Raw genomic sequence first — 21,643 nt, 5'->3', positions numbered from 1 at the left:
ATATGCGGCTGCAGGAGCCGTGTTCAACCGTGCGGTGCCTGAAGCATAGCACTAGATCTAGCGCTTGCCAGCCCCTTTGCACACTATCCGTAGAGCTATGGCTGCGGATCTCCCGGGCCCGCCGGCCACCGCAGCACAGCCCCTGCCCGGCGTGCCAGGCGCGCCCCGCGCTGCCAGTCGAAGCCGGCGCCGGGATCGTGCTTGCGGCCCGGGGCCACGTGCTCGTGGCCGGCCACGTCGGCCAGCGGATAGGCCTTGCACAGCCCACCCAGCAGCCCGCCGAGCATCTCGTACTGCGGCGTCTCGAAGGGCCCGCCCTCCAGCCCTTCGAGCTCGATGCCGATCGACCAATCGTTGCAATTGTCGCGGCCCTGCCAGCACGACTGGCCGGCGTGCCAGGCGCGGTCGTCGCACGACACGAACTGCAGCAATTCCCCATCGCGCCGGATCACAAAATGCGCCGAGACGGTCGCGCCGCGGATCAGGCCGAAGTACGGATGGGCCGCCCAGTCGAGCCGGTTGGTGAAGAGCCGCTCGATCTCGTCGCCGCCGTACTGGCCGGGCGGCAGGCTGATCGAGTGGACCACCGCCAGCGTGATCGCGGTGCCTGCCGGACGGGGGCCGAAATTGGGCGAGTCGATGCGCCGCGCCGGCGTCCACCAGCCCGACTGCCAGGCCGCGCTCACGCTTCCTCGTGGCGGTCGGGGCCATCGCCGACCTGCACGCCCAGGCGCGCCATGCGGTAGCGCATCTGGCGCAGCGACAGGCCCAGGCTCGCCCCGGCCGCCGTGCGGTTGTAGCGGTGGCGCTCCAGTGCGCGGGCGAGGATGTCGCGCTCCACGTCGTCCAGGTAGGCGACGAGGTCGGCAGGCAGCGGCGCCTCCGTGCGGGCGGGCGGCAGCTCGGGCATGGGCGCGAGGACGTCGTGGCGATCCGGGTCCGACAGCTCCGTGTCGCCGAACGCCGCGTCGGGCAGCCCGAGGTCGGCGCGCTCGATCACGTCGGTGCCGGCCATCGCGACGGCACGCTGCAGCAGGTTCTCCAACTCGCGCACGTTGCCCGGGAAGACGTAGCGGGTTAGGTGCTCGAAGGCATCGCGGCTCAGCCGCGGCGGCGACGAGACCCCGGCATCGCGCGCGATGCGCTCGAGCACGGCGGCGCTGATCGGCGCCAGGTCGTCGAGCCGTTCGCGCAGCGGGGGCACGCGGATCTGGATCACGTTGAGCCGGTAGAACAGATCCTGCCGGAAGCGTCCGGCCTGCACCTCCGCCGCCAGGTCCTTGTGCGTCGCGCTGACCAGGCGCACGTTGACCTGCGCCTCGTTGACCGCGCCCACCGGCCGCACGGCGCGCTCCTGGATCGCCCGCAGCAGCTTGCTTTGCATCGACAGCGGCAGGTCGCCGATCTCGTCGAGGAACAACGTCCCGCCGTGCGCAGCCTGGAAAAACCCCTCGCGGTCCTCGGTCGCGCCGGTGAACGCGCCCTTGCGATAGCCGAAGAACTCGGCCTCCAGCAACTGCTCCGGGATCGCGCCGCAGTTGACGGCGATGAAGGGGCCCGTGCCGCGCGCGCTCACCTTGTGGATCGCCCCGGCCACCAGCTCCTTGCCGGTGCCGGACTCGCCCTGCACCAGCACCGGCGCCATGCTGCGGGACACCTTCTCGATCAGCGCGCGGACCTGGCGCATCGCGGCGGAATCACCGACCAGGCGGGCCAGCGCCGGCGGCAGCGCGCCCTCGCCCGCGGCCGCGGCGGACACGGCCGCGGCGACCGGGACGGTGCGGCTGCGGCCGCCCGCCGGCGCAGGCGCCTCCACGGCCGCCGGCGGCAGCTGGGCCGGCACCACGGTGGGCAGCGGCTGCGCGCTGCGGCCCAGCGCCGAGCCCACCACGGCGCGGAACTGCCGCAGGTCCACCGGCTTGGTGAGGTAGTCGTAGGCGCCGGACTTCAATGCCTCCACCGCGTTCTCGGCCGAACCGTACGCGGTGATCACGATCGCCTTCTCGGGCCGGCCGTGCTGCTCGATGTGGCGCAGCAGGTCGAGGCCGCAGCCGTCGGGCAGGCGCATGTCGGTGATCACCGCGCTGTAGCGGCGCCCTGCCAGGCGGGCGAGCGCGTCTTCGACCGAGCCCGCCGTCTCGACGTCATAGCCCTCGCGCAGCAGGGTCAGCTCGTAGAGGGTCCGGAGGTCGGGCTCGTCGTCCACCACGAGCAGGCTGAAGGGCGTAGCGGTCGTCATGGCGGGGGCCCATTCGAAGGATCGGCGACGACCAGCGGCATCGTGACCGAGAACTCGTTGCGGTTGGGCTCGTCGGCAGCGCGCAACCGGTACTCGATGCTCGCGCCGTAGCGCTCGCACAGTTCGCGGCAAATATACAAGCCCAGCCCCGTGCCCCGGCTGCGCGTCGAGAAGAACGGCTCGAAGAGATGGCGCTCGACGTCCGCGGCGATCGGCGTGCCGTCGCTGGCCACCGACAGCTGCACCTGCGCCTCGCCCAGCCGCGCCAGCGCGAGCGTGATCGCACCCGGCCGCTCGACGGCATGGCGGTGCGCGTTGTCGAGCAGGTTCACGAGGACGCGGCGCAGGTGGTCGGGGTCGAACCGCACCAGCAACGGCGCCGGTGCGGCCAGCAGCGGCGGTGCGTCCGGCTGCGTATCGAACCGCACCTCCAGCCGGCTGCTGGCGCCCAGCCCGAGCTGCACCGACCGGGCCCACTCGGCCACCACCGCGGCCACTTCGGTGGCCAGGTCGATCACGCGGGCGTTCGGCGCGCCGCCCGGCGCCACGTCGAGCACGTCGTCGACGATGCGCTTCAGGCGGTCGACGTTGTCCGCGACGATGCGCGTCAGGCGCCGCTGGTCGGGCGCGACGGCGTCCTCCTCCATCAGCGCATTGGCCTGCGCGATGGCGGCGAGCGGATTGCGGATCTCGTGGGCGATGCCCGCCGACACGCGCCCCATCGCCGCCAGCTTCTCCTGGCGCGTGCGGGCCTGCAGCGTGCGCAGGTCCTCGAGGAACAGCACGCACAGCTCCTCGCTCATGCCGGGGCCCGAGCCCCCCAGGCCGTCCCCGGCACGCCGTCCGGTGAAACCTGCGCGCAGCCGCAGCGTGCGCTCGGTGCCGCCCTCGAACGGCAGCACCACGTCGCGCAGCCGCTCACCCCGGCCGTTGGCTCCGAAGGCTTCGGCGACGGCCTGGGCCAGCGCCGCCCACTGCGGCAGGGCGCCGAGGTCGAAGGGCGCCGGCCGCGCCATGCCCTCATCGCACAGCAGGCGCCGCGCCGCGGGGTTGGCGGCACGCACGCGCATGCGGCGATCGACCACCAGCACGCCGTCGGCCATCTGCTCGATCACCAGGCGGTTGAGCTGCGCCTGCTGGCGCGCCAGTTCCAGGCTGCCGCGCGCCGAGGCCTCCTCGCGGGCCAGCCGGCCGGCCAGCTCGCCGGCCAGCAGCGCGATGAGGAAGAGGCCGATGCCCGCGAGGCCGGCCTGCGTCATCAGCAGCGTGGCATCGCCCTCGCGCAGCCCACCACGCCAGGCGCCGGCCAGCAGCACCAGCGCGGCCACCGCCGCCGTCCCGAGCGAGGTGATGCGCGGCGTCAGCACCGCCGCCATCAGCACCGGCAGCACCAGCAGCGCGACGTAGTTGAAGCCAGACGCCGGGTCGATGAGGTGCAGCACCGAGAACACGGCCACGTCGACGCCGATCGTCGCGGCGGTGGCCGGCGGCGACAGCGCGATGCCTGCCGGCGCCGCCCGGAATCGCGGCAGCAGCCAGACCACGAGGGCCTGCACCGCATAGCCCAGGCTGAGCCCCATCGCCAGCGACACCGAGCGCACGCCCAGCACGCTGCCCGTCACCTGGGCCACCACCAGCGCCAGGCCCACCACGGCGCGTGCGCCCAGGAACAACCGGTAGAAGCGCTGGAAGGCCGGCATGCCGGCCGCGGCCGGCCTTGTCCGCATCGCCGGCTGGCCGAACGGGTCCAGCCAGGCCTCGGTGGCAGCCCCGCCATCGGTGCTGCGGCGGCCGCTGCGGCGCCGCTCCGCCTCGCCGCCGGCACGCCGCTCGGTGCCGTGCTCCGCCGCGCGGCTCACCCGCGCGGCCCCGCGTCCCGGTGCGTACCGCTGCAGTAGGTGTCGCCCGCCGCATCGGCGACGGCTTCGCTGCGCGGCAGGTGCAGACCGCAGTGGCGGCAGGAGACCATGCCCTCCAGCCGCGGCGGCGGCGCCGGCGGGCGGGGCATCGGCGGGCGCTGCCGGCGGCCCGACATCAGCCACAGCACCAGGACGACCACCAGCACGAGCACCAGGTACTTCATGCCATGCGCCCCAGCAACACCTCGAGCACAAAACGGGAGCCGATGTACGCCAGCAGCAGCAGGGCCGCGCCCGCATACAGCCAGCGTGTGGCGTGCCGACCGCGCCAGCCGCGCACATGGCGGCCGACCATCAGCACCGCCACGGTGCCCCAGCCCAGCAGCGAGAAGACGGTCTTGTGGTCCCACTTCCACAGCGAAGGCGTCTGCAGCGCACTGCCGACGCCCAGCAGCAGCGCCGCGCTGAGCACCACGAAGCCGGCATCGACGAAGCGGAAGGTCAGCCGTTCGAGCCGCATCAGCGGCAGGCCCAGTGCCGCAGGCCGTGCGCCGGACGCTGGCATCGGCGGGCGCCCGGCCTTCGGGCGCATCTGGCGCTCGGCGGCATCGAGCAGCGTCGCGTGCAGCACGGCCGCACCGAACAGGCCGTACGACGCGACGCCCAGCAGCCAATGCAGCGGCACCCAGGGCGATGCGACCTGCACCCACATATCGCCGGGGAACAGCATCGTCAGCAGCACCACCGCGCTGCCGGCGACCGCCAGCAGCCGGCGCACGCCGGGCAACGGCACAAAGCGGCTTTCGACCGCATGCACGGCCAGCACCAGCCATACCGTGACGGAGAGCGCCGGCGCGAAGCCGAAGCGGGCGCCGCGGTGGGCCAGCCCCAGCCCCCCGATGTCGACCAGCAGCACCAGGCCGTGGGCCACCCACGCCACGGCCAGCGCCACCGCCGGCCAGCGCGAGCGGACTTCGAGGGGCCAGGCGGCGGCGGCATAACCCAGCAGCGCCAGCAGCCCGAGGCCCCAGGCCAGGGCCGCCGCGTCCGCGGAACCGGACAGAAAGTTCATCCGGAAAGTGTACCGACCGCCTGCTAGCATTTGCGCCCTCCTGCCGCGCCCGCGGCCCGCCCCCTGCCGGAACCCCCATGGCCTCCACCCTCGCCGACCGCCTGTCGCAACTCGTCAAGACGATGCGCGGCCAGGCCCGCATCACCGAAGACAACGTCAAGGACATGCTGCGCGAAGTGCGCATGGCCCTGCTGGAAGCCGACGTGGCGCTGCCCGTGGTGCGCGACTTCATCGAACGGGTGAAGGTCAAGGCCCTGGGGCAGGAGGTGGCCGGCTCGCTGAACCCGGGCCAGGCGCTGGTCGGCATCGTGCACAAGGAGCTGGCCGCGACGATGGGCGAGGGCATCAGCGACCTCGACCTCGCGACGCAGCCGCCCGCCATCATCCTGATGGCCGGCCTGCAGGGCGCGGGCAAGACCACCACCGTCGCCAAGCTGGCCAAGCACCTGATCGAGAAGCGCAAGAAGAAGGTGCTGACGGTATCGGCCGACGTGTACCGCCCCGCCGCCATCGAGCAGTTGAAGACGGTGACGAAGCAGGCCGGTGCCGAATGGTTCGCGAGCACGCCCGACCAGAAGCCACACGACATCGCGCTGGCCGCGCTCGATTACGCCCGCAAGCACTACATCGACGTGCTGCTGGTCGATACGGCCGGCCGCCTCGCGATCGACGAGGCGTTGATGGCCGAGATCCGCGACCTGCACGCCACGCTGAAGCCGGTCGAAACGCTCTTCGTCGTCGACGCGATGCAGGGGCAGGACGCGGTCAACACCGCCAAGGCCTTCAAGGAAGCGCTGCCGCTCACCGGCATCGTGCTGACCAAGCTCGACGGCGATTCGCGCGGCGGCGCGGCGCTGTCGGTGCGGCAGATCACCGGCGCGCCCATCAAGTTCGCGGGCGTCTCCGAGAAGATCGACGGCCTCGAAGTGTTCGATGCCGAACGCCATGCCGGCCGTGTGCTGGGCATGGGCGACATCGTCGCGCTGGTCGAGGAAGTGCAGAAGGGCGTGGACATCGAGTCCGCGCAGAAGCTGGCCGCCAAGCTCAAGAGCGGCGACGGCTTCGACCTGAACGACTTCCTGGCCCAGATCAGCCAGATGAAGAAGATGGGCGGCCTGTCGGGCCTGATGGACAAGCTGCCCACGCAGATGGCCGCGAAGGCCGGCCAGGCCGACATGGACCGCGCCGAACGCGACGTGCGGCGCATGGAAGGCATCATCAACTCGATGACCCCCCTAGAACGACGTAAGCCGGAGTTGCTGAAGGCCAGCCGCAAGCGGCGCGTGGCCGCGGGCGCCGGCGTGCACGTCCAGGAGGTCAACCGCCTGCTCAACCAGTTCGAGCAGATGCAGGGGATGATGAAGAAGATGAAGGGCGGCGGCCTCATGAAGATGATGAAGCGCATGGGCGGCATGAAGGGCATGGGCGGCCTGGGCGGCGGCGGCTTCGGCGGGCTGGGCGGTCCGCGCTGAAACGCTTGGTCACCCTTGATGGGTTGCCCGCTGCCCCGTGCAGCGATAGGGTCGCAGGCTGTATATCTCCGCATACGCCTCAGGCATGGACCCTTGGAGCTGGATCGCGATCGGCATTGCCGGGACGCTAGCAGTATTGATGCCGTGGTGGTTGCGCGCGCGCCGCAGTACGTCGGCGGCCCGGGCCCTCGACGGCATGGACACCCTGGCCACCTGGCCGCCCGAGCCGATGCGGGTGATGGACATCCACGAGCGGCTGGCCTACCAGGCCTTGTCGCGTGCCTTGCCCGATCACCTGCTGCTGGCCGGCGTACCGCTGGCCGGCTTTCTCAACGTGCCGCGCCGGCACTCGTACGCCGAGTGGCTCAAGCGCGTCGGCCACCTCAGCGCCGACTTGATGGTGTGCGACTCGTCGTCGCATGTCGTCGCGGTCGTGCTGCTGCGCAAGCCCAACGACACCGCCAAGCGCCTGCGCCGGCTGCAGCGCCTGACACGCGTGCTGGAAGCGGCGCGCGTGCGTGTGCTCGTGTGGACGGCGGGCAACCTGCCCTCCGCCAATGAGATCCAGGAGTCGATGAAGCCGCCCGAGCGGCCCGCACCGCTGCCCAGCCGCCAGGCAGCGCGCGGCCACTATGCGCAGGCCGCCGACCTCCCGGTCGGCAGCCTGCCGGTGCCGCTGGTGGTCGAGTCGCACGGCAGGCCGCCGGACACCGGCCGCGAGACGCCGGCCTCGACCTGGTTCGACGACCTGGAGCCCGACACGCACAGACGGCGGCCGGGCTGAACCGGCCAGCCGTCAGTCGAGCAGCGCCCGCGCGAACTCGCGCGCGTTGAAGGTCTCCAGGTCGGCGAGCTGCTCGCCGACCCCGATGAAGTACACGACCAGCGGACGCAGGCCAGGCTGCTTGGCGCTGCGCTCCCGCGCCCACAGCGCGATGGCCGCCAGCACGCCGCCCTTGGCGGTGCCGTCGAGCTTCGTGATGATCAGCCCGCTGACTTGCAGCGCATCGTCGAACGCCTTCACCTGCGCCAGCGCGTTCTGGCCGGTGTTGCCGTCGACGACCAGCAGCACCTCGTGTGGCGCATCGGGCTGCGCCTTCGTGATCACGCGCTTGATCTTCTTCAGCTCCTCCATCAGGTGGAGCTGCGTCGGCAGGCGGCCGGCGGTGTCGGCGATGACGACGTCGCACGCGCGCGCCTTGCCGGCCACCACGGCGTCGAAGGTCACCGCCGCCGGATCACCGCCCTCCTGGCTCACGACCTCGACCCGGTTGCGTCCCGCCCACACGGTGAGCTGCTCGCGCGCGGCCGCGCGGAAGGTGTCGGCCGCGGCCAGCAGCACCTTCTGGTCCTCGTCGGCCAGGTGGCGGGTGAGCTTGCCGATGCTGGTGGTCTTGCCGGCGCCGTTGACGCCCACGACCATCATCACGGTCGGCGTCGCCTCGCCGATGACCAGCGGCCGCTCCAGGGGGGCGAGCAGCGCCGCGATCGCATCGGCGAGCAGGCCCTTGACGGCCGTGGGCTCGGTGGCCCGTGCTTCCTTGACCCGGCGCTTCAGGTCGTCCAGCAGCCACTGCGTGGCCTTGACGCCGGTGTCGGCCATCAGCAGCGCGCTTTCGAGTTCCTCGTACAGCGCGTCGTCGATGCGGGCCGTGGAGAACACCTGCGCGATGTTCGAGCCGGTCTTGCGCAAGCCCGTCCGGAGCTTGCCGAGCCACTCGGCGCGCTCCGGCGGGGCCGACACCGCGGCCATCGCGCCGCGAAGGTCGGCATGCACCGCCGGTGCGGGTGCGGGCGGAGGCGGCATGGCGACCGGCGCTGCCGCGGGCATCGCCGGCACAGGCGGCGCCGCGGGCATGGCACGGGGCGGCTCCGCCGGTGCCGCGGCGGGCCGCAGGGTCCGGATGTCGACGCCGGGCGGTGCCCATGCCTGGGGCGCCGGCGCGGTCGGCGCAGGGGCCACCGCAGGCGCGGGCGCAGGAGGCAGCGTGCGCAGGTCGACGGCGGGCGGCGGCTCCGGCGACTTCTTTCGCTTGAAGAAACTGAACATGAAATCCTGGGGTGACGGGTCTGTACAGAACGAAAAAACGCAGGCTATAATGCGCGGCTTAGGCGCTTTAGCTCAGCCGGTTAGAGCGACGGAATCATAATCCGCAGGTCCGGGGTTCGAATCCCTGAAGCGCCACCAAACGAATCAACGGGCTGCATCGCCAGGTGCAACCCGTTTTTATTTGCCTTGCAGGCAGCGGCGCGGCAACGCTCGCCGCCCAGGGTAGCCGACAGCACGCCGGACGCGCGGTGCAGGCCGCGAAAGGCCTGGACGCCGCCGCGCCCGGTTCAACGCGGGCGCCGCACGCGCAGGCCCACGCCGGCCAGGCCCGCGAGCAGCAGCGCCCAGGGCCCTGGCTCGGGCACCGCGGACACCGTGGCGGTGAAGGCGGCGGCGGTGAAGGCCGCGGTCGCATAGCCATAGCTGATGGCGGTGCCGTCCTCGCCTTCCAGATAGGCCGCGCTGATGACGAACTCCGCGTGCACCGATCCGTCGTCCGGGTTGAGGGGGCCGCTCCCGGCGAAGTTGTCGCCCTCGAACGCCACCCCGACCGGAAGCCCCAAGGCGAACGATGCATCGCCGACGGCGCTGCCGTAGCCGGCCACGTGGAACCACAGCGCATCGAGCCGGTAGCCCGGCTTGGCCTGGAACGAGAGCCCGGTGAAGTCGAAATACCCGCGCAACTGGTTGTAGCCGTTCTTGCCGCTGCCACCCACGGCCCCGTACACGATGGGCGTGAACGAGAAGCCTTCGGTCGCCCCGGCGTGCTGCAGCGCCAGGCTCGAGAAGAAGTCGGGCACGGCTTGGAACGACGCATCGTCGCCGCTGATCAGTTCCGCGTTGGCGAAGTAGCTGGCGGCGCCCTGGTCGAAGTGGACGACGACGCGGCCGAGGTCGAGCGTGCAGGGGTCGCTCGAGCCGTCGCACGCCGCACCCCATGCCGCGGCAGACGCCGCGCACAGGGCCAGGGAGGCCATCGTCTTGGCACGCAAACCAGCGGTCATCCCGTTCTCCTCGAGGTGGTTCTGCACGAATTTTGTGCAGCCGGATCATGCAGCGGCCCGTCCGGCCCGCGCACCTCTGCTTCCCTAGGAAGGCAGAGGCGTCACGCCGAGTTCGGCCGGGATGAGCGCACCACGCCACCGGTCTGCGGCGCCCGCCCCGTCCTGGTGTGGGGCGCACCAGATCCACCCGCGCGGCGCGCTGGCGGGCCCGCGGCGGTGCACCGGGCCGCCCTCCGGCACCACTTTCCCATCCTAAAAGCCGGCACGGTCCTTGCGTTCTCGAATGCGAGCGCCCCCGGTATCGCTGCCGCGGCCCGCTCCTCTCTCCGCTGATGACGGCGGAACCCGAACGAGCCTGCAGCGCACCCCGTGCACTGCGCGCTCCGGTTGTTCCAACCCGTGTTCCGGCGGAGGTGCGCACGTCTGCATGCCCCGCCCCAGGCAGGACTCCAGACATGAAGATCGTCGTCATCGGCCACGGCATGGTGGGCCACAAGTTCCTCGAAGCACTCGCCCAGACCGGCCTCGCCGGCGCCGAGGTCACCGTGTTGTGCGAGGAACCGCGTGCCGCCTACGACCGCGTGCACCTCTCCGAATTCTTCAGCGGCAGGACCGCCGAGGACCTCTCGCTCGTCGAACCCGGCTTCTTCGAACGCACCGGCTTCTCGCTGCGACTGAAGGCCCAGGCAGTGCACATCGAGCGCCGCACCCGCACCGTCACCACCGCCAGCGGCGAGCAGGTGCCCTACGACAAGCTCGTGATCGCCACCGGCTCGGTGCCCTTCGTGCCGCCGGTGCCCGGACGCGACCGGCCCAACTGCTTCGTCTACCGCACCATCGAGGACCTGGAGGCCATGCAGGCCGCCGGCGCGAAGAGCGAGCGTGGGGTCGTCGTCGGCGGCGGCCTGCTGGGCCTCGAATGCGCGAAGGCGCTGCGCGACATGGGGCTGGAGACGCACGTCGTCGAGTTCGCGCCGCGGCTGATGGCGGTGCAGGTCGACGAAGGCGGCGGCCACATGCTGCGCGACAAGATCGAACGCCTCGGCGTGCAGGTGCACACCAGCCGCAACACCACCGAGATCACCGACGGCCAGTTCGCGCGCCACCGCATGGTCTTCACCGACGGCACGCACCTGGAGACCGACATGATCGTGTTCTCCGCCGGCATCCGCCCGCGCGACGAGCTGGCGCGCCAGTGCCTGCTCGCGCTCGGCGCGCGGGGCGGCATCGCCGTCGACAGCGCCTGCCGCACCAGCGACCCCGACGTGTACGCCATCGGCGAATGCGCGTCGTGGAACGAACAGGTCTTCGGCCTGGTGGCGCCGGGCTACGACATGGCCCGCGTGGCCGCCGCCCACATCGCCGGCCGCAGCGATGCCGCCTTCGTCGGCGCCGACATGAGCACCAAGCTCAAGCTGATGGGCGTGGACGTCGCAAGCATCGGCGACGCCCACGGCCGCACCGCCGGCAGCCGCAGCTTCCAGGTCGTCGACGAACTGAAGCAGGTCTACAAGAAGATCGTCGTCTCCGGCGACGGCAAGCAGCTGCTCGGGGCGGTGCTGGTGGGCGACGCGGCCGAGTACGGCACGCTGCTGCAGCTGGCCCTCAACGGGATCCCGCTCCCGGCCGACCCGGCCTTCCTGATCCTGCCGGCAAGCGACGGCCAGCCGCGCGCCGGCATCGGCGTCGACGCGCTGCCCGACACCGCGCAGATCTGCTCGTGCAACAACGTCAGCAAGGGCGCGATCTGCGCGGCCGTCGGCGAGGGCTGCGACACCGTCGCCAAGCTGAAGGCCTGCACCCAGGCCGGCGCCACCTGCGGCGGCTGCGTGCCGCTGGTCACGCAGGTGATGAAGGTCGAGATGGCGCGCCGCGGCATGGCGGTCAACAACCACCTGTGCGAGCACTTCGCGTACTCGCGACAGGAGCTCTACCACCTGGTGCGCGTCGGCGGCATCAAGACCTTCGCCGAGCTGCTCGCCCAGCACGGCAAGGGCCTGGGCTGCGACGTCTGCAAGCCCGCGGCGGCGAGCATCCTCGCGTCGTGCTGGAACGAGTTCGTGCTGAAGCAGGACCTGGCCGCGCTGCAGGACAGCAACGACTACTTCCTCGGCAACATCCAGAAGGACGGCAGCTACTCCGTCGTGCCGCGCATGCCCGGCGGCGAAGTGACGCCCGACGGGCTGATCGCCGTCGGCCAGGTGGCCAAGAAGTACGGCCTCTACACCAAGGTGACGGGCGGCGCACGCGTCGACATGTTCGGCGCTCGGCTGGAGCAGCTGCCGCTGATCTGGGAGGAGCTGATCGCGGCCGGCTTCGAGAGCGGCCACGCCTACGGCAAGTCGCTGCGCACGGTGAAGAGCTGCGTCGGCTCGACCTGGTGCCGCTACGGCGTCGACGACTCGGTCGGCCTCGCGGTCGAGCTGGAGAACCGCTACAAGGGGCTGCGCGCGCCGCACAAGATCAAGTTCGGCGTCTCCGGCTGCACGCGCGAATGCGCCGAGGCGCAGGGCAAGGACGTCGGCGTGATCGCCACCGACAAGGGCTGGAACCTCTACGTGTGCGGCAACGGCGGCATGAAGCCGCGGCACGCAGAGCTGATCGCGTCCGACCTCTCCAAGCCCGAGCTGATCCAGCTGATCGACCGCTTCCTGATGTTCTACGTGCGCACCGCCGACCGGCTGCAGCGCACCAGCACCTGGCGCGACAACCTCGAGGGCGGGCTCGACTACCTGAAGGACGTGCTGATCCGCGACAGCCTCGGCCTCGCTGCCGAGCTGGAGACGCAGATGCAGCACGTGGTCGACACCTACCAGTGCGAATGGAAGACCGCGGTGACCGACCCCGCCGTGCGCCAGCGCTTCCGCAGCTTCGTCAACAGCGACCGGCCCGACGAGCGCATCGTGTTCGTCAACGAGCGCGGGCAGATCCGCCCGGCGCGGCCCGAGGAGCGCAGCGCCGACGCATCGGCCCCCGCCACCGCCTGAACACGACCCCGAGGAACCGCCCCATGAGCACCGACACCCTGGCCTGGACCGACGTCTGCACGGTCGACGACATCCTGCCCGACGCGGGCGTCTGCGCGCTCGTCGACGGGCGCCACGTCGCCGTCTTCCGCGTCGGCGCCGACGGCTTCCACGCGATCGACAACGTCGACCCGAAGAGCGGCGCGAGCGTGCTCTCGCGCGGGCTCGTCGGCAGCCTCGGCGAGCACGTCGTCGTCGCATCGCCGCTCTACAAGAACCACTTCGACCTGCGCACCGGCGAATGCCTGGAGGCGCCCGAGCATTCGGTGAAGGCGCATGCGGTGCGCGTCGAGGCCGGCCGCGTGCTGGTGGCGCTGAACGCCTGAGCCGCCGGGCCCAGCCGGCCGGCCCGACCGGTCGGCAAGACCAGCCGCACCGGCGGCCCCCGGCGGCACGGACAATGCTCGACCTTGTCCGCCGCCAACCTCCGGGAGTAGTTCGATGATCCAGCCGGCCGTCTCCGCCTCGCAGCTCGTGCTGCAGGCCAAGCAGTCGGAGATCGACGCCATGCACCAGCTCGCCCGCCGGGCCGAGCTGGTGGAGGCGGTGGGCCGCCTGATCCACGCGCTGCAGCGCGAGCGCGGCGCCTCCAGCGTGTTCCTCGCGTCGCAGGGCCAGCGCTTTGCCGGGCAGCGGCGCGAGACGGCCGAGGCCACCGCGCCGGCCGAGGCGCGCGTGCGCGCGCTGTTCGCCCCCGGCGAAGCCGCGGCCGCCGGCGCGATGGCGCCGATGCTGTCGCTGATGGCCTGGGTGCTGCTCGGGCTCGACGCCCTGCCGGCGCTGCGCGAGAAGGTCGAGCGCCAGGCGATCGATGCGCACGAGGCGGTCGCGGCCTACAGCCGGCTGATCGCCGGGCCGGTCGAGCTGATCTTCCACGTCGCCGACGCGGCGGCGCTTCCGGCGGTGTCGAGGCTGCTGGTCGCGCTGCTGCACCTGGTGCAGGCCAACGAGGCCGCAGGCCAGGAGCGTGCGGTCGGCGCGCTGCTGTTCGCCTCCGGCACCTGCAGCGAGGCGCAGCAGCAGCGCGTGCTCCACCTGATCGACGCGCAGGAACGCAGCCTTCAGGTCTTCGCCGAATTCGCCGAACCGCCGCTGCGTGCGCGGTGGAACGAGGCGCAGTTCTCGCCGCTGGGCGTGCGGCTGGAGCGGCTGCGCCGCACGCTGTGCGCCGCGCGTGACGGCGCCCCGCTCGACAGCGAGCACAGCGGCGACTGGTTCGACGTGACCAGTACCCGCATCGACACGCTGTGGACGCTGGAGGGCGAGCTGGTCGAGCGGCTGCGCGCCGAGTGCGATGCCCAGATCGCCCAGGCGCAGCGGGCATTGCAGGACTCGGAAGGCCTGCTGCTGCAGCTGCGCACGAGCGCGCCGCCGCAGGCGCACGCCGTCGAGCGCTTCTTCGACGCGGCCATGCCGCCGGAGCGGGTCACGGACCTGGCCGGCGGCGCAGCGCGCGGCAGCGAACCGGCCGCGCTGATGGCGCTGCTGCAGGCGCAGTCCGCCCGCCTCGCCAGCACCGAGGCCGAGCTTGCTTCGGCGCGCCGGGCGCTGAACGAGCGCAAGACGATCGAGCGCGCGAAAGGCGTGCTGATGGCGCGCCTCAAGCTCAGCGAGGAAGCGGCCTTCCGCGCGCTGCAAAAGACCTCGATGGACCAGAACCGGCGGCTGCTCGATGTCGCCGAGGCCACGCTCGCACTGCCCGACTTGGCCTTCGCCGCGCTGGCCGAAGCGCCGCCGGCTCCCGGCCCGGCGCCCGCCGCCCGCAGGCGCGGCCGCTGACCGGCCCGCACCGCGAAGCGGCGCGTCCGCGCACCGCCGCGGGTCGCGCACCTCGCGGGGCGCCAGCCGGGCGCAGGCTTTTGGTGCCGAAAGCACAGGGCCCGGGGCGTATCGAGCGCCAGGCGCATGGCATGGATCGTGCTGATCCGGTGCTTCGAGCTGACGACGGCTCGCCGGCCAGCAGCCCGCTCCCGCGAGCGGCGCCCCGGCCCCACGGATGACGGCGTCCGTTGCCTCCACCTGCCCAGCAGGTGCGAGGCGACGGACGCCGTTTTTGTTTTTCCGCCCTGCCTTTGCCGCTCCAGAAGGAACCCCGATGGCCTACCTCGCCCCTGCCGAGTTCGTCACCAAGATGGTCGACGCCGGCGAATCGAAGCTGCTGATGTCGACCCGCGACACGCTGATCCGAGCCTACATGGCCGGCGCCATCCTGGCGCTGGCCGCCGCCTTCGCGGTGTCGGTCAGCGTGAACACCGGCAACCCGCTGATCGGCGCGCTGCTGTTCCCGGTCGGCTTCTGCCTGCTGTACCTGCTGGGCTTCGACCTGCTGACCGGCGTGTTCACGCTCGCGCCGCTGGCCGTGCTCGACAAGCGCCCCGGGGCCACCTGGGGCGGCGTGATGCGCAACTGGACGCTCGTCTTCCTCGGCAACTTCGCCGGCGCGCTGACCGTGGCGGTGTTCATGGCCATCATCTTCACCAACGGCTTCACCGAGGCGCCGAACGCCATCGGCCAGAAGATCGGCCACATCGGCGAAGGCCGCACGCTGGGCTATGCCTCGCACGGCGCGGCCGGCCTGCTCACGCTCTTCGTGCGCGCGGTGATGTGCAACTGGATGGTCTCCACCGGCGTCGTCGCCGCAATGATGTCCACCAGCGTCTCGGGCAAGGTCATCGCGATGTGGATGCCGATCCTCGTGTTCTTCTACATGGGCTTCGAGCACAGCATCGTCAACATGTACCTGTTCCCGTCGGGCCTGATGCTCGGCGGCCAGTTCACGTTCATGGACTACATGCTCTGGAACGAGATCCCGACGGTGCTGGGCAACCTCGTCGGCGGGCTCACCTTCGTCGGCGCGACGCTGTACTCAACGCACTACAAGACCGCGCCCAAACGGCTGGCGAACGTGAGCCCCCAAGCTCGCTGACGCTCGCTACCCCCCGAGGGGGCCGCCCGCCGACGGACCGGCAAAGCCGGTTCCGTGGCGGGAGCTTGCGCAATCCACTCCTCTGATGTCCAGCTCTTACCGCGCGACGATGGCTGCAGTACATGGTCTCTCGGTCACGGTCGGCCAGCATTCGCGGGCCGGGCGGGGCAAGGCGGTCAACCAGGACTTCCACGGGGCGGTGCTGCCGCCCGAGCCGCTGCGCTCGCGCAAGGGCATCGCCGTGGCGCTGGCCGACGGCGTCGGCACCAGCGCCGTCGGCCACGTCGCGAGCGCGGCCGCGGTGCGCGGCTTCCTCGACGACTACTACGCCACCGCCGAGAGCTGGACGGTGCGCCGCGCGGCCGAGCGCGTGCTGGCCGCCACCAACGGCTGGCTGCATGCGCAGACGATGCACGGCGACGCCCGCTTCGACAAGGACCGCGGCCACGTCTGCACCTTCAGCGCGCTGGTGCTGAAGGGACGCGACGCGCACCTGCTGCACGTGGGCGATGCACGCGTGTGCCGGCTGCATCCGCGTGCGCTGGAGCCGCTCACCGATGACCACCGCGTGCCGGCGCCCGAAGGCGGCCACTGGCTGGCGCGCGCGCTGGGCGCGGGCCCGCGTGTCGAGATCGACTACCGGCGCTGGCCGCTGGAAGCCGGCGAGGTGTACCTGCTGGCGACCGACGGCGCCCATGCGCACCTCGACGCCGCCGCGGTGCATGCCGCCCTCGCCCGCCACGGCGACGACCTCGATGCCGCGGCCGAGGCGCTCACGGCCGCGGCGCACGCTGCTTGCAGCGACGACGACGCGACGGTGCAGCTCGTGCGCATCGACGCGCTGCCCGGTGCGCACGCCCCGTCCCTCGCCGACGCCCTGCCCCTGCCGCCCCCGCTGGCGCCACGCCAGCGCTTCGAGGGCTTCACGATCGTGCGGCCGCTGCACACCAGCGCCCGCAGCCACGTGCACCTGGCGATCGACGATGCCAGCGGCACGCCGGTCGCGCTGAAGACGCCGGCCGTGGCGCTGCGCGACGACGCGGCCGCGCTCGACCGCTTCCTGCTGGAGGACTGGGTCGCGCAGCGCGTCGCGAGCCCGCACCTCGCACGGCCGTTCGACCCCGGCCGGCCCCGCACGCACCTGTACGTCGCGATGGAGTACGTCGAAGGCCAGACGCTGGCGCAGTGGATGACCGACCACCCGCGGCCCGGCCTCGACGAGGTGCGCGGACTGGTCGAGCAGATCGGCCGCGGCGTGCAGGCGCTGCACGGCCGCGAGATGCTGCACCAGGACCTGCGGCCCGAGAACGTGATGATCGACCGGCACGGCACCGCGAAGCTGATCGACTTCGGCGCGGTGCACGTGGCCGGCCTGGCCGAGGGCAGCATGCAGCCGCGGGCCGACACCATCGAGGGCACGCTGCAGTACGCCGCGCCCGAATACTTCACCGGCGACGGCGGCAGCGAGCGCTCCGACCTCTTTTCGATGGGCGTGCTCGCCTACCAGATGCTGACAGGGCACCTGCCCTACGGCCTGCAGGTCGCGCAGCTGCGCTCGCGCACCGACCTGCGCCGGCTGCGCTGGGTGCCGCTGCGCCACCACCGGCCCGACCTGCCGCCGTGGCTCGAGGCCGTGCTGCGCCGGGCGCTGCAGCCGGAACCGTCGAAGCGGCAGGAAGCCGTGTCGGAGCTGCTGCACGACCTGCGTGCGCCGGGGCCGCGCTACCGCCACGAGCGTGCGGTGCCCCTGGTGGAACGCGACCCGGTGCGCTTCTGGCAAGCCGTCTCGCTGGGCCTGGGCATCCTCCTGGCCGGGCTCTCGGGGTGGCTGGTGCGCATGCACTGACCCCGCACCGGCAACCAAAGCGCAACGCGATGGTTTGTTTGTTGGGCTCTCGGCATCCTGCGGCTGGCAGGGCGAGGCCGTGCACCCCACCCGCGAACGGGTGGGCGCACCAAACGGCGACCCCCCAGCACCTTTGTTGGCTGCATGGCATCGTCACCGGGCCCCTTCAAGCACTTTGAACGGACCGAAGGGCGCGATGCGGGCCCGGCGACGGGTCCGGCATCGCGCTCGAAACGAACCGCCGGATGAAGCGTCCGGCAGCAACTTGAGTTAGGAGACACAGTGAAGAACTCCCCTGTCTGGCGGACCTCCCTGCTGGGCGCGGCGATCGCCCTGTCCTGCACGGCGACGGCCCATGCGGCAGCGAACGTGACGTCCATGGCCGACGGCTCCCCGGCCTCGGCCAGCGCCCTCGTCGACCTGCTGCTCAGCCCCACCAGCGGCCTGTCCGTCGTCGCCGGCAGCGCCCAGTACACCGGCGCCGCCTCCGCCTCCGGCACCTTCACCAACGGCGGCGCTGCCATCGGCTTCGATAGCGGCGTCGTCCTCACCACCGGCGACGCCCGCTTCATCGGCAGCTCCGCCGCGTTCCCGGGCGACTCCGCGAACAAGTCCGGCACCTTCACCGCCGGCTTCGGCAACGATCTCACCGAGAACACCTCCCCCGGCAACGCCCTGTTCAACGGCCTCACGTCCGACGGCTCGGCCAACGCCTCCATCCTCTCGTTCCAGTTCATCCCCCAGCAGGCCACGCTGACCCTCAGCCTCGTCTTCGGCTCGGAGGACTACAACGGCCTGATCGGCGCCGGCTTCCCGACCGACGCGCTCGGCGTGTTCGTCAACGGCGTCAACCTCGCGCTGGTGCCGGGCTCGCTGCTGCCCATCTCGGCGTCGTCCGTCAACTGCGTCGGCTCCGCGCACTGCAACCTGTACCGCGACAACCCGGCCTTCTCCGACGCCATCGACACCGAGCTCAACGGCCTCACCTTCGCCTTCAACCTGTCCATGCCCGTCAACGTCGGGCAGGTCAACTCGATCTCCATCGGCATCGCCGACAGCCTCGACTCCTTCGGGGACTCCGCCGTCATGCTCCAGGCCGGCAGCATCGCCGCCGTCCCCGAGCCCTCCACCTATGCCCTGATGCTCGCCGGCATCGCCGCCGTCGGCTTCTCCGCCCGCCGCCGCCAGGCCGGCACCGCCCCCCGGTAGCGCGCCACAGGCGGCCCGCGTGCTGGCCGCCCCCCGAACCAAAACCAACTGGAGACACAACCATGGAACGACGCAGTTTTCTTTCGGCCGCCGCCGCGGCCGCCACGGCCTTCACGGCCAAGGAAGTGGCCTTCCCCACCGAGGCCCTGGCCCAGGCACAGCCCGCCCAGCAGCTGGTGACGCAGATCTGGTCGCGCCACCTGCAGTGGGTCGGCACGCAGGCCCAGCAGGTGGCCGATCCCTACGGCACGGGCGTCAAGGTCGGTGAGGCCTGCCGCGCGGCGGGTTATGCCGCCGTGGACCTGACCGTGCGCAACGACGGGCACGTGCATCCGAGCAACGTGGCCACCCACCTGCCGGCCATGCTCAACGGCATCCGCAGCACGGGCGCCATCTGCGACCACATCGGCGTGAACTTCGCGCCCCCCGCCGATCCGGCGAACACGGCCTGGATCGCGAGCCAGTTCGTGCACGAGATCCTGTCCGTCGCCGGCGCGCACGGCATCAAGAAGTACCGCTTCAACAACTCGGGCGCGGCCACCTTCCCGGCCAACACCTTCGGCAACCAGATCACCGCGGTGCTCGACGGCGTGCGGCTGAACCACCGCCGCCTCGCGGCCATCAACGCCCAGTACGGCAAGCTCTGCGGCGTCGCCCACACGCACGGCAACAACATCGGCACCACGGTGTCGACCTATGCCTATGCGATGCAGGGCATCGACCCCAACCTGATCGGCATCAACCTGGCGATCGGCCACGTGGCCACCGCCGCGCCCGGCAGCGCATGGCAGATGGCGATCCGCCAGAACATGCCGTACATCAAGTGCACCGCCGTGGAGGACCTGCGCGCGACGATCAACGAGACCACCGGCGCGCTGAGCATCGGCCGCGTGCAGCCCCCGGGCGCCACCGGCACCGGCGGCGGCGTGATCAACTGGGCCACCTTCTACTCGCTGCTGCGCCTGGGCGGCTACAGCGGCGCGGCCGAGTCCCAGATCGAATACACCATCACCGGCGCCAACGGCACCTCGGTCAGCCTGAACAGCGCGTTCTTCGCGGACCACGCGCAGTTCACCTCGGGCAACCTGACGCCGGCGGTGATGATCGCCGCGATGAAGCAGGACTCCGACTTCATCCGCCAGCGCGCCCTGGCCGGCGGCTGGACCGCCGAGCAGATCATCTGACCCGCACCCCGGGGTAGCGCCAGCAGCCACCGCGGCACCGGCCAGGCCGGGCCGCCGGTGGCGCCCCGTTCCTCAAGCGCTGAACTTGATGCCGTAGCCCCAGGAGTCCAGCGCGCCCGGGATGGCGTTGAACGCCATCGTGATGCGGCGCTCGCCGGCGTTGGGCGGCACGGCATGCATCACGTAGCTCGGGAACAGCACCAGGTCGCCCGGTGCCGGCTCGGGGCCGACCCAGCGGTCGGCATTGAACGCATTCGGCGCGACCTGCGCGTGGTCGTTCTTGAAGACGAAGTCGGTGCCGCCGGGCGCCTTCATGAACACCGTCTGCGAGCCCGGGTGCGTGGGCGTCAGGTAGACGACGCCGGAGACGAAGCTGTTGGCGTGGTTGTGCATCGCCTGGTGGCCGCCGGTATCGAGCAGGTTGACCCACATCTCCTTGATCGACCAGCCCAGCCGCTGCCCGAAGAGCAGCGCGCCCATGTCGACGATCTTGGGCGTGATCAGCATGGCCGCCTCGACCAGCAGCTCGCTGTCGGCGGGGCTCAGCATGGCCGTGTGCGACAGGCTGCCGGACTCCTTGTTCTCGGTCCGCGCGGCGCTGCTGAAGTGGCGCACCAGGCCATCCACCAAACGCGGGTTCAGCACGCCCGGCGCACGCAGCACCGGCGTGGGGAACAGGCCGAAGACTTCATCCATGGGTCAGATCCTCACGGTGGCGGCCGGCGCGCGCGCAGGACGGCGGCCTGGTCCAGGATGCGGCGCGCGCGCACTTCATGCGCCGCGTCGACCATGCGCCCGTCGAGCGACGCGGCGCCCCGGCCGGCGCGGCGCGCCTCCTCGAGCGCCGACACGACACGCTGCGCCTGCGCCACCTCGTCCTCCGAGGCCGAGAACAGCGCATTGAGCGCCGGCACGTGGCGCGGGTGGATGCAGCTCGCACCCACGAAGCCGAACTGGCGGGAGCGCCGCACCACCGCGCGGAAGCCCTCGTCGTCGGCCATGTCGGACATGCTGCCGATCAGCCCCAGCGGCATCAGCCCGGCCGCGCGGGCCGCGATGACGAGCTGCTGCTTCGGTGCGAGCAGCGCCTCGGGCAGCGGCTCCATGCCGCAGTCGAACGCAAAGTCCTCGCTGCCGAGGTTCATCGCGACGAGGCGCGGGCTGGCCTTCGCGATCGCGGCCATGTCCTGCCAGCCCGCGGCCGTCTCGATCAGCGCGATCAGCCGCGTGCGGCCCACCGGCAGGCCCTTCTGCTGCTCCACCTCGCCGACCAGCTCGTCCAGCAACCGCAGGTGGCCGGCGCCGTCCACCTTGGGCACCGAGAAGGCGTCGACGTCGGGGCCCACCGCGGCCTCGATGTCGCGCACCGCCAGCGACAGCGGCCGGTTGATGCGCACGACCACGTCGGCGCCGGCGGCCTTCATCAGGCGGGCGGCCGCGGCCACCCGGGTGCGCGCCTCGGCCTTGTGGGCATCGGGCACGCTGTCTTCGAGGTCGAGCTGGATGCAGTCGGCGCCGCTCTTCTGCGCCGACGCGACGAAGCGCTCGACGTGCACGGGCACGTAGAGCATCGAGCGCCACACGGGCATGGCGGCCGTCACTTGCCCACCTCCGCGTAGACGGCGCCCACCGGCGCGGGCGCCGGCGATGCGGCCGGCTCGCAGACCACCCCGGCCTCCACCAGCGCGCGGTAGCCGCCGTCGTCGACGCCGAGCTCGCGCAGCAGCTCGCGGTTGTGCTCGCCCAGCTTGGGCGC

General features: G+C 71.7%; 18 protein-coding genes and 1 tRNA gene. 10 read left to right on the top strand and 9 right to left on the bottom strand.

Translation table 11 applies throughout. The features are described 5' to 3' along the window. Nucleotides 1-95: 95 nt before the first annotated feature. Genes ampD through V4F39_RS10185 form a run of 5 tightly spaced genes read right to left on the bottom strand, consistent with a single transcriptional unit; the run spans nucleotide 96 to nucleotide 5,170 of the window. The gene (gene ampD / locus V4F39_RS10205; protein WP_332289250.1) at nucleotides 96-686 is read right to left on the bottom strand and encodes a 1,6-anhydro-N-acetylmuramyl-L-alanine amidase AmpD; all 591 of its coding nucleotides are present in this window, start codon (nucleotides 684-686) and stop codon (nucleotides 96-98) included. Then, a complete protein-coding gene (locus V4F39_RS10200; RefSeq protein ID WP_332289249.1) occupies nucleotides 683-2,239 on the bottom strand; it encodes a sigma-54-dependent transcriptional regulator in 1,557 nt (518 codons plus the stop codon). The genes ampD and V4F39_RS10200 overlap by 4 nt, the downstream gene beginning before the upstream one ends. Beyond that, nucleotides 2,236-4,098 (bottom strand): sensor histidine kinase, encoded by a 1,863-nt coding sequence (locus tag V4F39_RS10195; protein WP_332289248.1) that lies wholly within the window; start codon nucleotides 4,096-4,098, stop codon nucleotides 2,236-2,238. Before V4F39_RS10195 ends, V4F39_RS10200 begins: the two co-directional genes overlap by 4 nt. Then, the gene (locus tag V4F39_RS10190) at nucleotides 4,095-4,322 is read right to left on the bottom strand and encodes a PP0621 family protein (protein ID WP_332289247.1); all 228 of its coding nucleotides are present in this window, start codon (nucleotides 4,320-4,322) and stop codon (nucleotides 4,095-4,097) included. The genes V4F39_RS10195 and V4F39_RS10190 overlap by 4 nt, the downstream gene beginning before the upstream one ends. Continuing rightward, complete coding sequence (locus V4F39_RS10185; protein WP_332289246.1) at nucleotides 4,319-5,170, bottom strand: cytochrome C assembly family protein; 852 nt, start codon at nucleotides 5,168-5,170, stop codon at nucleotides 4,319-4,321. The genes V4F39_RS10190 and V4F39_RS10185 overlap by 4 nt, the downstream gene beginning before the upstream one ends. Nucleotides 5,171-5,247: 77 nt before the next feature. Here V4F39_RS10185 and ffh point away from each other — a divergent pair, with 77 nt between their 5' ends. Together ffh and V4F39_RS10175 are read left to right on the top strand one after the other, a co-directional pair. Continuing rightward, entirely contained in the window at nucleotides 5,248-6,642 is a 1,395-nt protein-coding gene (gene ffh, locus V4F39_RS10180; RefSeq protein WP_332289245.1) for a signal recognition particle protein, read from the top strand. A gap of 139 nt (nucleotides 6,643-6,781) precedes the next feature. Then, the gene (locus V4F39_RS10175) at nucleotides 6,782-7,426 is read left to right on the top strand and encodes a DUF2726 domain-containing protein (protein WP_332289244.1); all 645 of its coding nucleotides are present in this window, start codon (nucleotides 6,782-6,784) and stop codon (nucleotides 7,424-7,426) included. Nucleotides 7,427-7,438: 12 nt separating this feature from the next. Here V4F39_RS10175 and ftsY read toward each other — a convergent pair whose 3' ends face one another. Next, nucleotides 7,439-8,692, bottom strand: a complete 1,254-nt coding sequence (gene ftsY, locus V4F39_RS10170; protein ID WP_332289243.1) for a signal recognition particle-docking protein FtsY — start codon at nucleotides 8,690-8,692, stop codon at nucleotides 7,439-7,441. Between the two features lie 61 nt (nucleotides 8,693-8,753). On the opposite strand from ftsY, the gene V4F39_RS10165 reads away from it, so the two are divergent. Beyond that, nucleotides 8,754-8,830, top strand: a tRNA-Met gene (locus V4F39_RS10165). Nucleotides 8,831-8,979: 149 nt separating this feature from the next. On the opposite strand, the gene V4F39_RS10160 is transcribed toward V4F39_RS10165, so the two are convergent. Next, nucleotides 8,980-9,696 carry a PEP-CTERM sorting domain-containing protein gene (locus V4F39_RS10160; protein WP_332289241.1) on the bottom strand — a complete coding sequence of 239 codons (717 nt, stop codon included), beginning with the start codon at nucleotides 9,694-9,696 and terminating at the stop codon, nucleotides 8,980-8,982. A gap of 455 nt (nucleotides 9,697-10,151) precedes the next feature. Between V4F39_RS10160 and nirB the strand changes: the two genes are divergently transcribed. From nirB to V4F39_RS10125, 7 genes are all read left to right on the top strand, one after another. Further along, nucleotides 10,152-12,683 carry a nitrite reductase large subunit NirB gene (nirB, locus tag V4F39_RS10155; protein WP_332289240.1) on the top strand — a complete coding sequence of 844 codons (2,532 nt, stop codon included), beginning with the start codon at nucleotides 10,152-10,154 and terminating at the stop codon, nucleotides 12,681-12,683. A gap of 23 nt (nucleotides 12,684-12,706) precedes the next feature. Continuing rightward, nucleotides 12,707-13,048: a nitrite reductase small subunit NirD gene (gene nirD, locus V4F39_RS10150; RefSeq protein ID WP_332289239.1), complete on the top strand. Its 342-nt coding sequence runs from the start codon at nucleotides 12,707-12,709 to the stop codon at nucleotides 13,046-13,048. A gap of 115 nt (nucleotides 13,049-13,163) precedes the next feature. Further along, nucleotides 13,164-14,501: a nitrate- and nitrite sensing domain-containing protein gene (locus tag V4F39_RS10145; RefSeq protein WP_332289238.1), complete on the top strand. Its 1,338-nt coding sequence runs from the start codon at nucleotides 13,164-13,166 to the stop codon at nucleotides 14,499-14,501. A 316-nt stretch (nucleotides 14,502-14,817) separates the two neighbouring features. After that, nucleotides 14,818-15,648 carry a formate/nitrite transporter family protein gene (locus V4F39_RS10140; protein WP_332289237.1) on the top strand — a complete coding sequence of 277 codons (831 nt, stop codon included), beginning with the start codon at nucleotides 14,818-14,820 and terminating at the stop codon, nucleotides 15,646-15,648. A 109-nt stretch (nucleotides 15,649-15,757) separates the two neighbouring features. Beyond that, nucleotides 15,758-17,494, top strand: coding sequence for a bifunctional protein-serine/threonine kinase/phosphatase (locus V4F39_RS10135; RefSeq protein WP_332289236.1), 1,737 nt, complete (start codon nucleotides 15,758-15,760; stop codon nucleotides 17,492-17,494). A 282-nt stretch (nucleotides 17,495-17,776) separates the two neighbouring features. Further along, entirely contained in the window at nucleotides 17,777-18,703 is a 927-nt protein-coding gene (locus V4F39_RS10130; RefSeq protein WP_332289235.1) for a choice-of-anchor L family PEP-CTERM protein, read from the top strand. A gap of 62 nt (nucleotides 18,704-18,765) precedes the next feature. Further along, the gene (locus V4F39_RS10125; protein WP_332289234.1) at nucleotides 18,766-19,887 is read left to right on the top strand and encodes a TIM barrel protein; all 1,122 of its coding nucleotides are present in this window, start codon (nucleotides 18,766-18,768) and stop codon (nucleotides 19,885-19,887) included. A 72-nt stretch (nucleotides 19,888-19,959) separates the two neighbouring features. On the opposite strand, the gene V4F39_RS10120 is transcribed toward V4F39_RS10125, so the two are convergent. Next, entirely contained in the window at nucleotides 19,960-20,583 is a 624-nt protein-coding gene (locus tag V4F39_RS10120; RefSeq protein WP_332289233.1) for a putative 2OG-Fe(II) oxygenase, read from the bottom strand. 11 nt (nucleotides 20,584-20,594) lie between these two features. Next, the gene (locus tag V4F39_RS10115; protein ID WP_332289231.1) at nucleotides 20,595-21,488 is read right to left on the bottom strand and encodes an HpcH/HpaI aldolase/citrate lyase family protein; all 894 of its coding nucleotides are present in this window, start codon (nucleotides 21,486-21,488) and stop codon (nucleotides 20,595-20,597) included. Between the last annotated feature and the right edge of the window lie 155 nt (nucleotides 21,489-21,643).

Source organism: Aquincola agrisoli (assembly GCF_036621135.1).
Classification (GTDB): domain Bacteria; phylum Pseudomonadota; class Gammaproteobacteria; order Burkholderiales; family Burkholderiaceae_C; genus Aquincola; species Aquincola agrisoli.
Note: the sequence above shows the minus strand (reverse complement) of the source record. Positions and strands in the feature narration are given on the sequence as shown.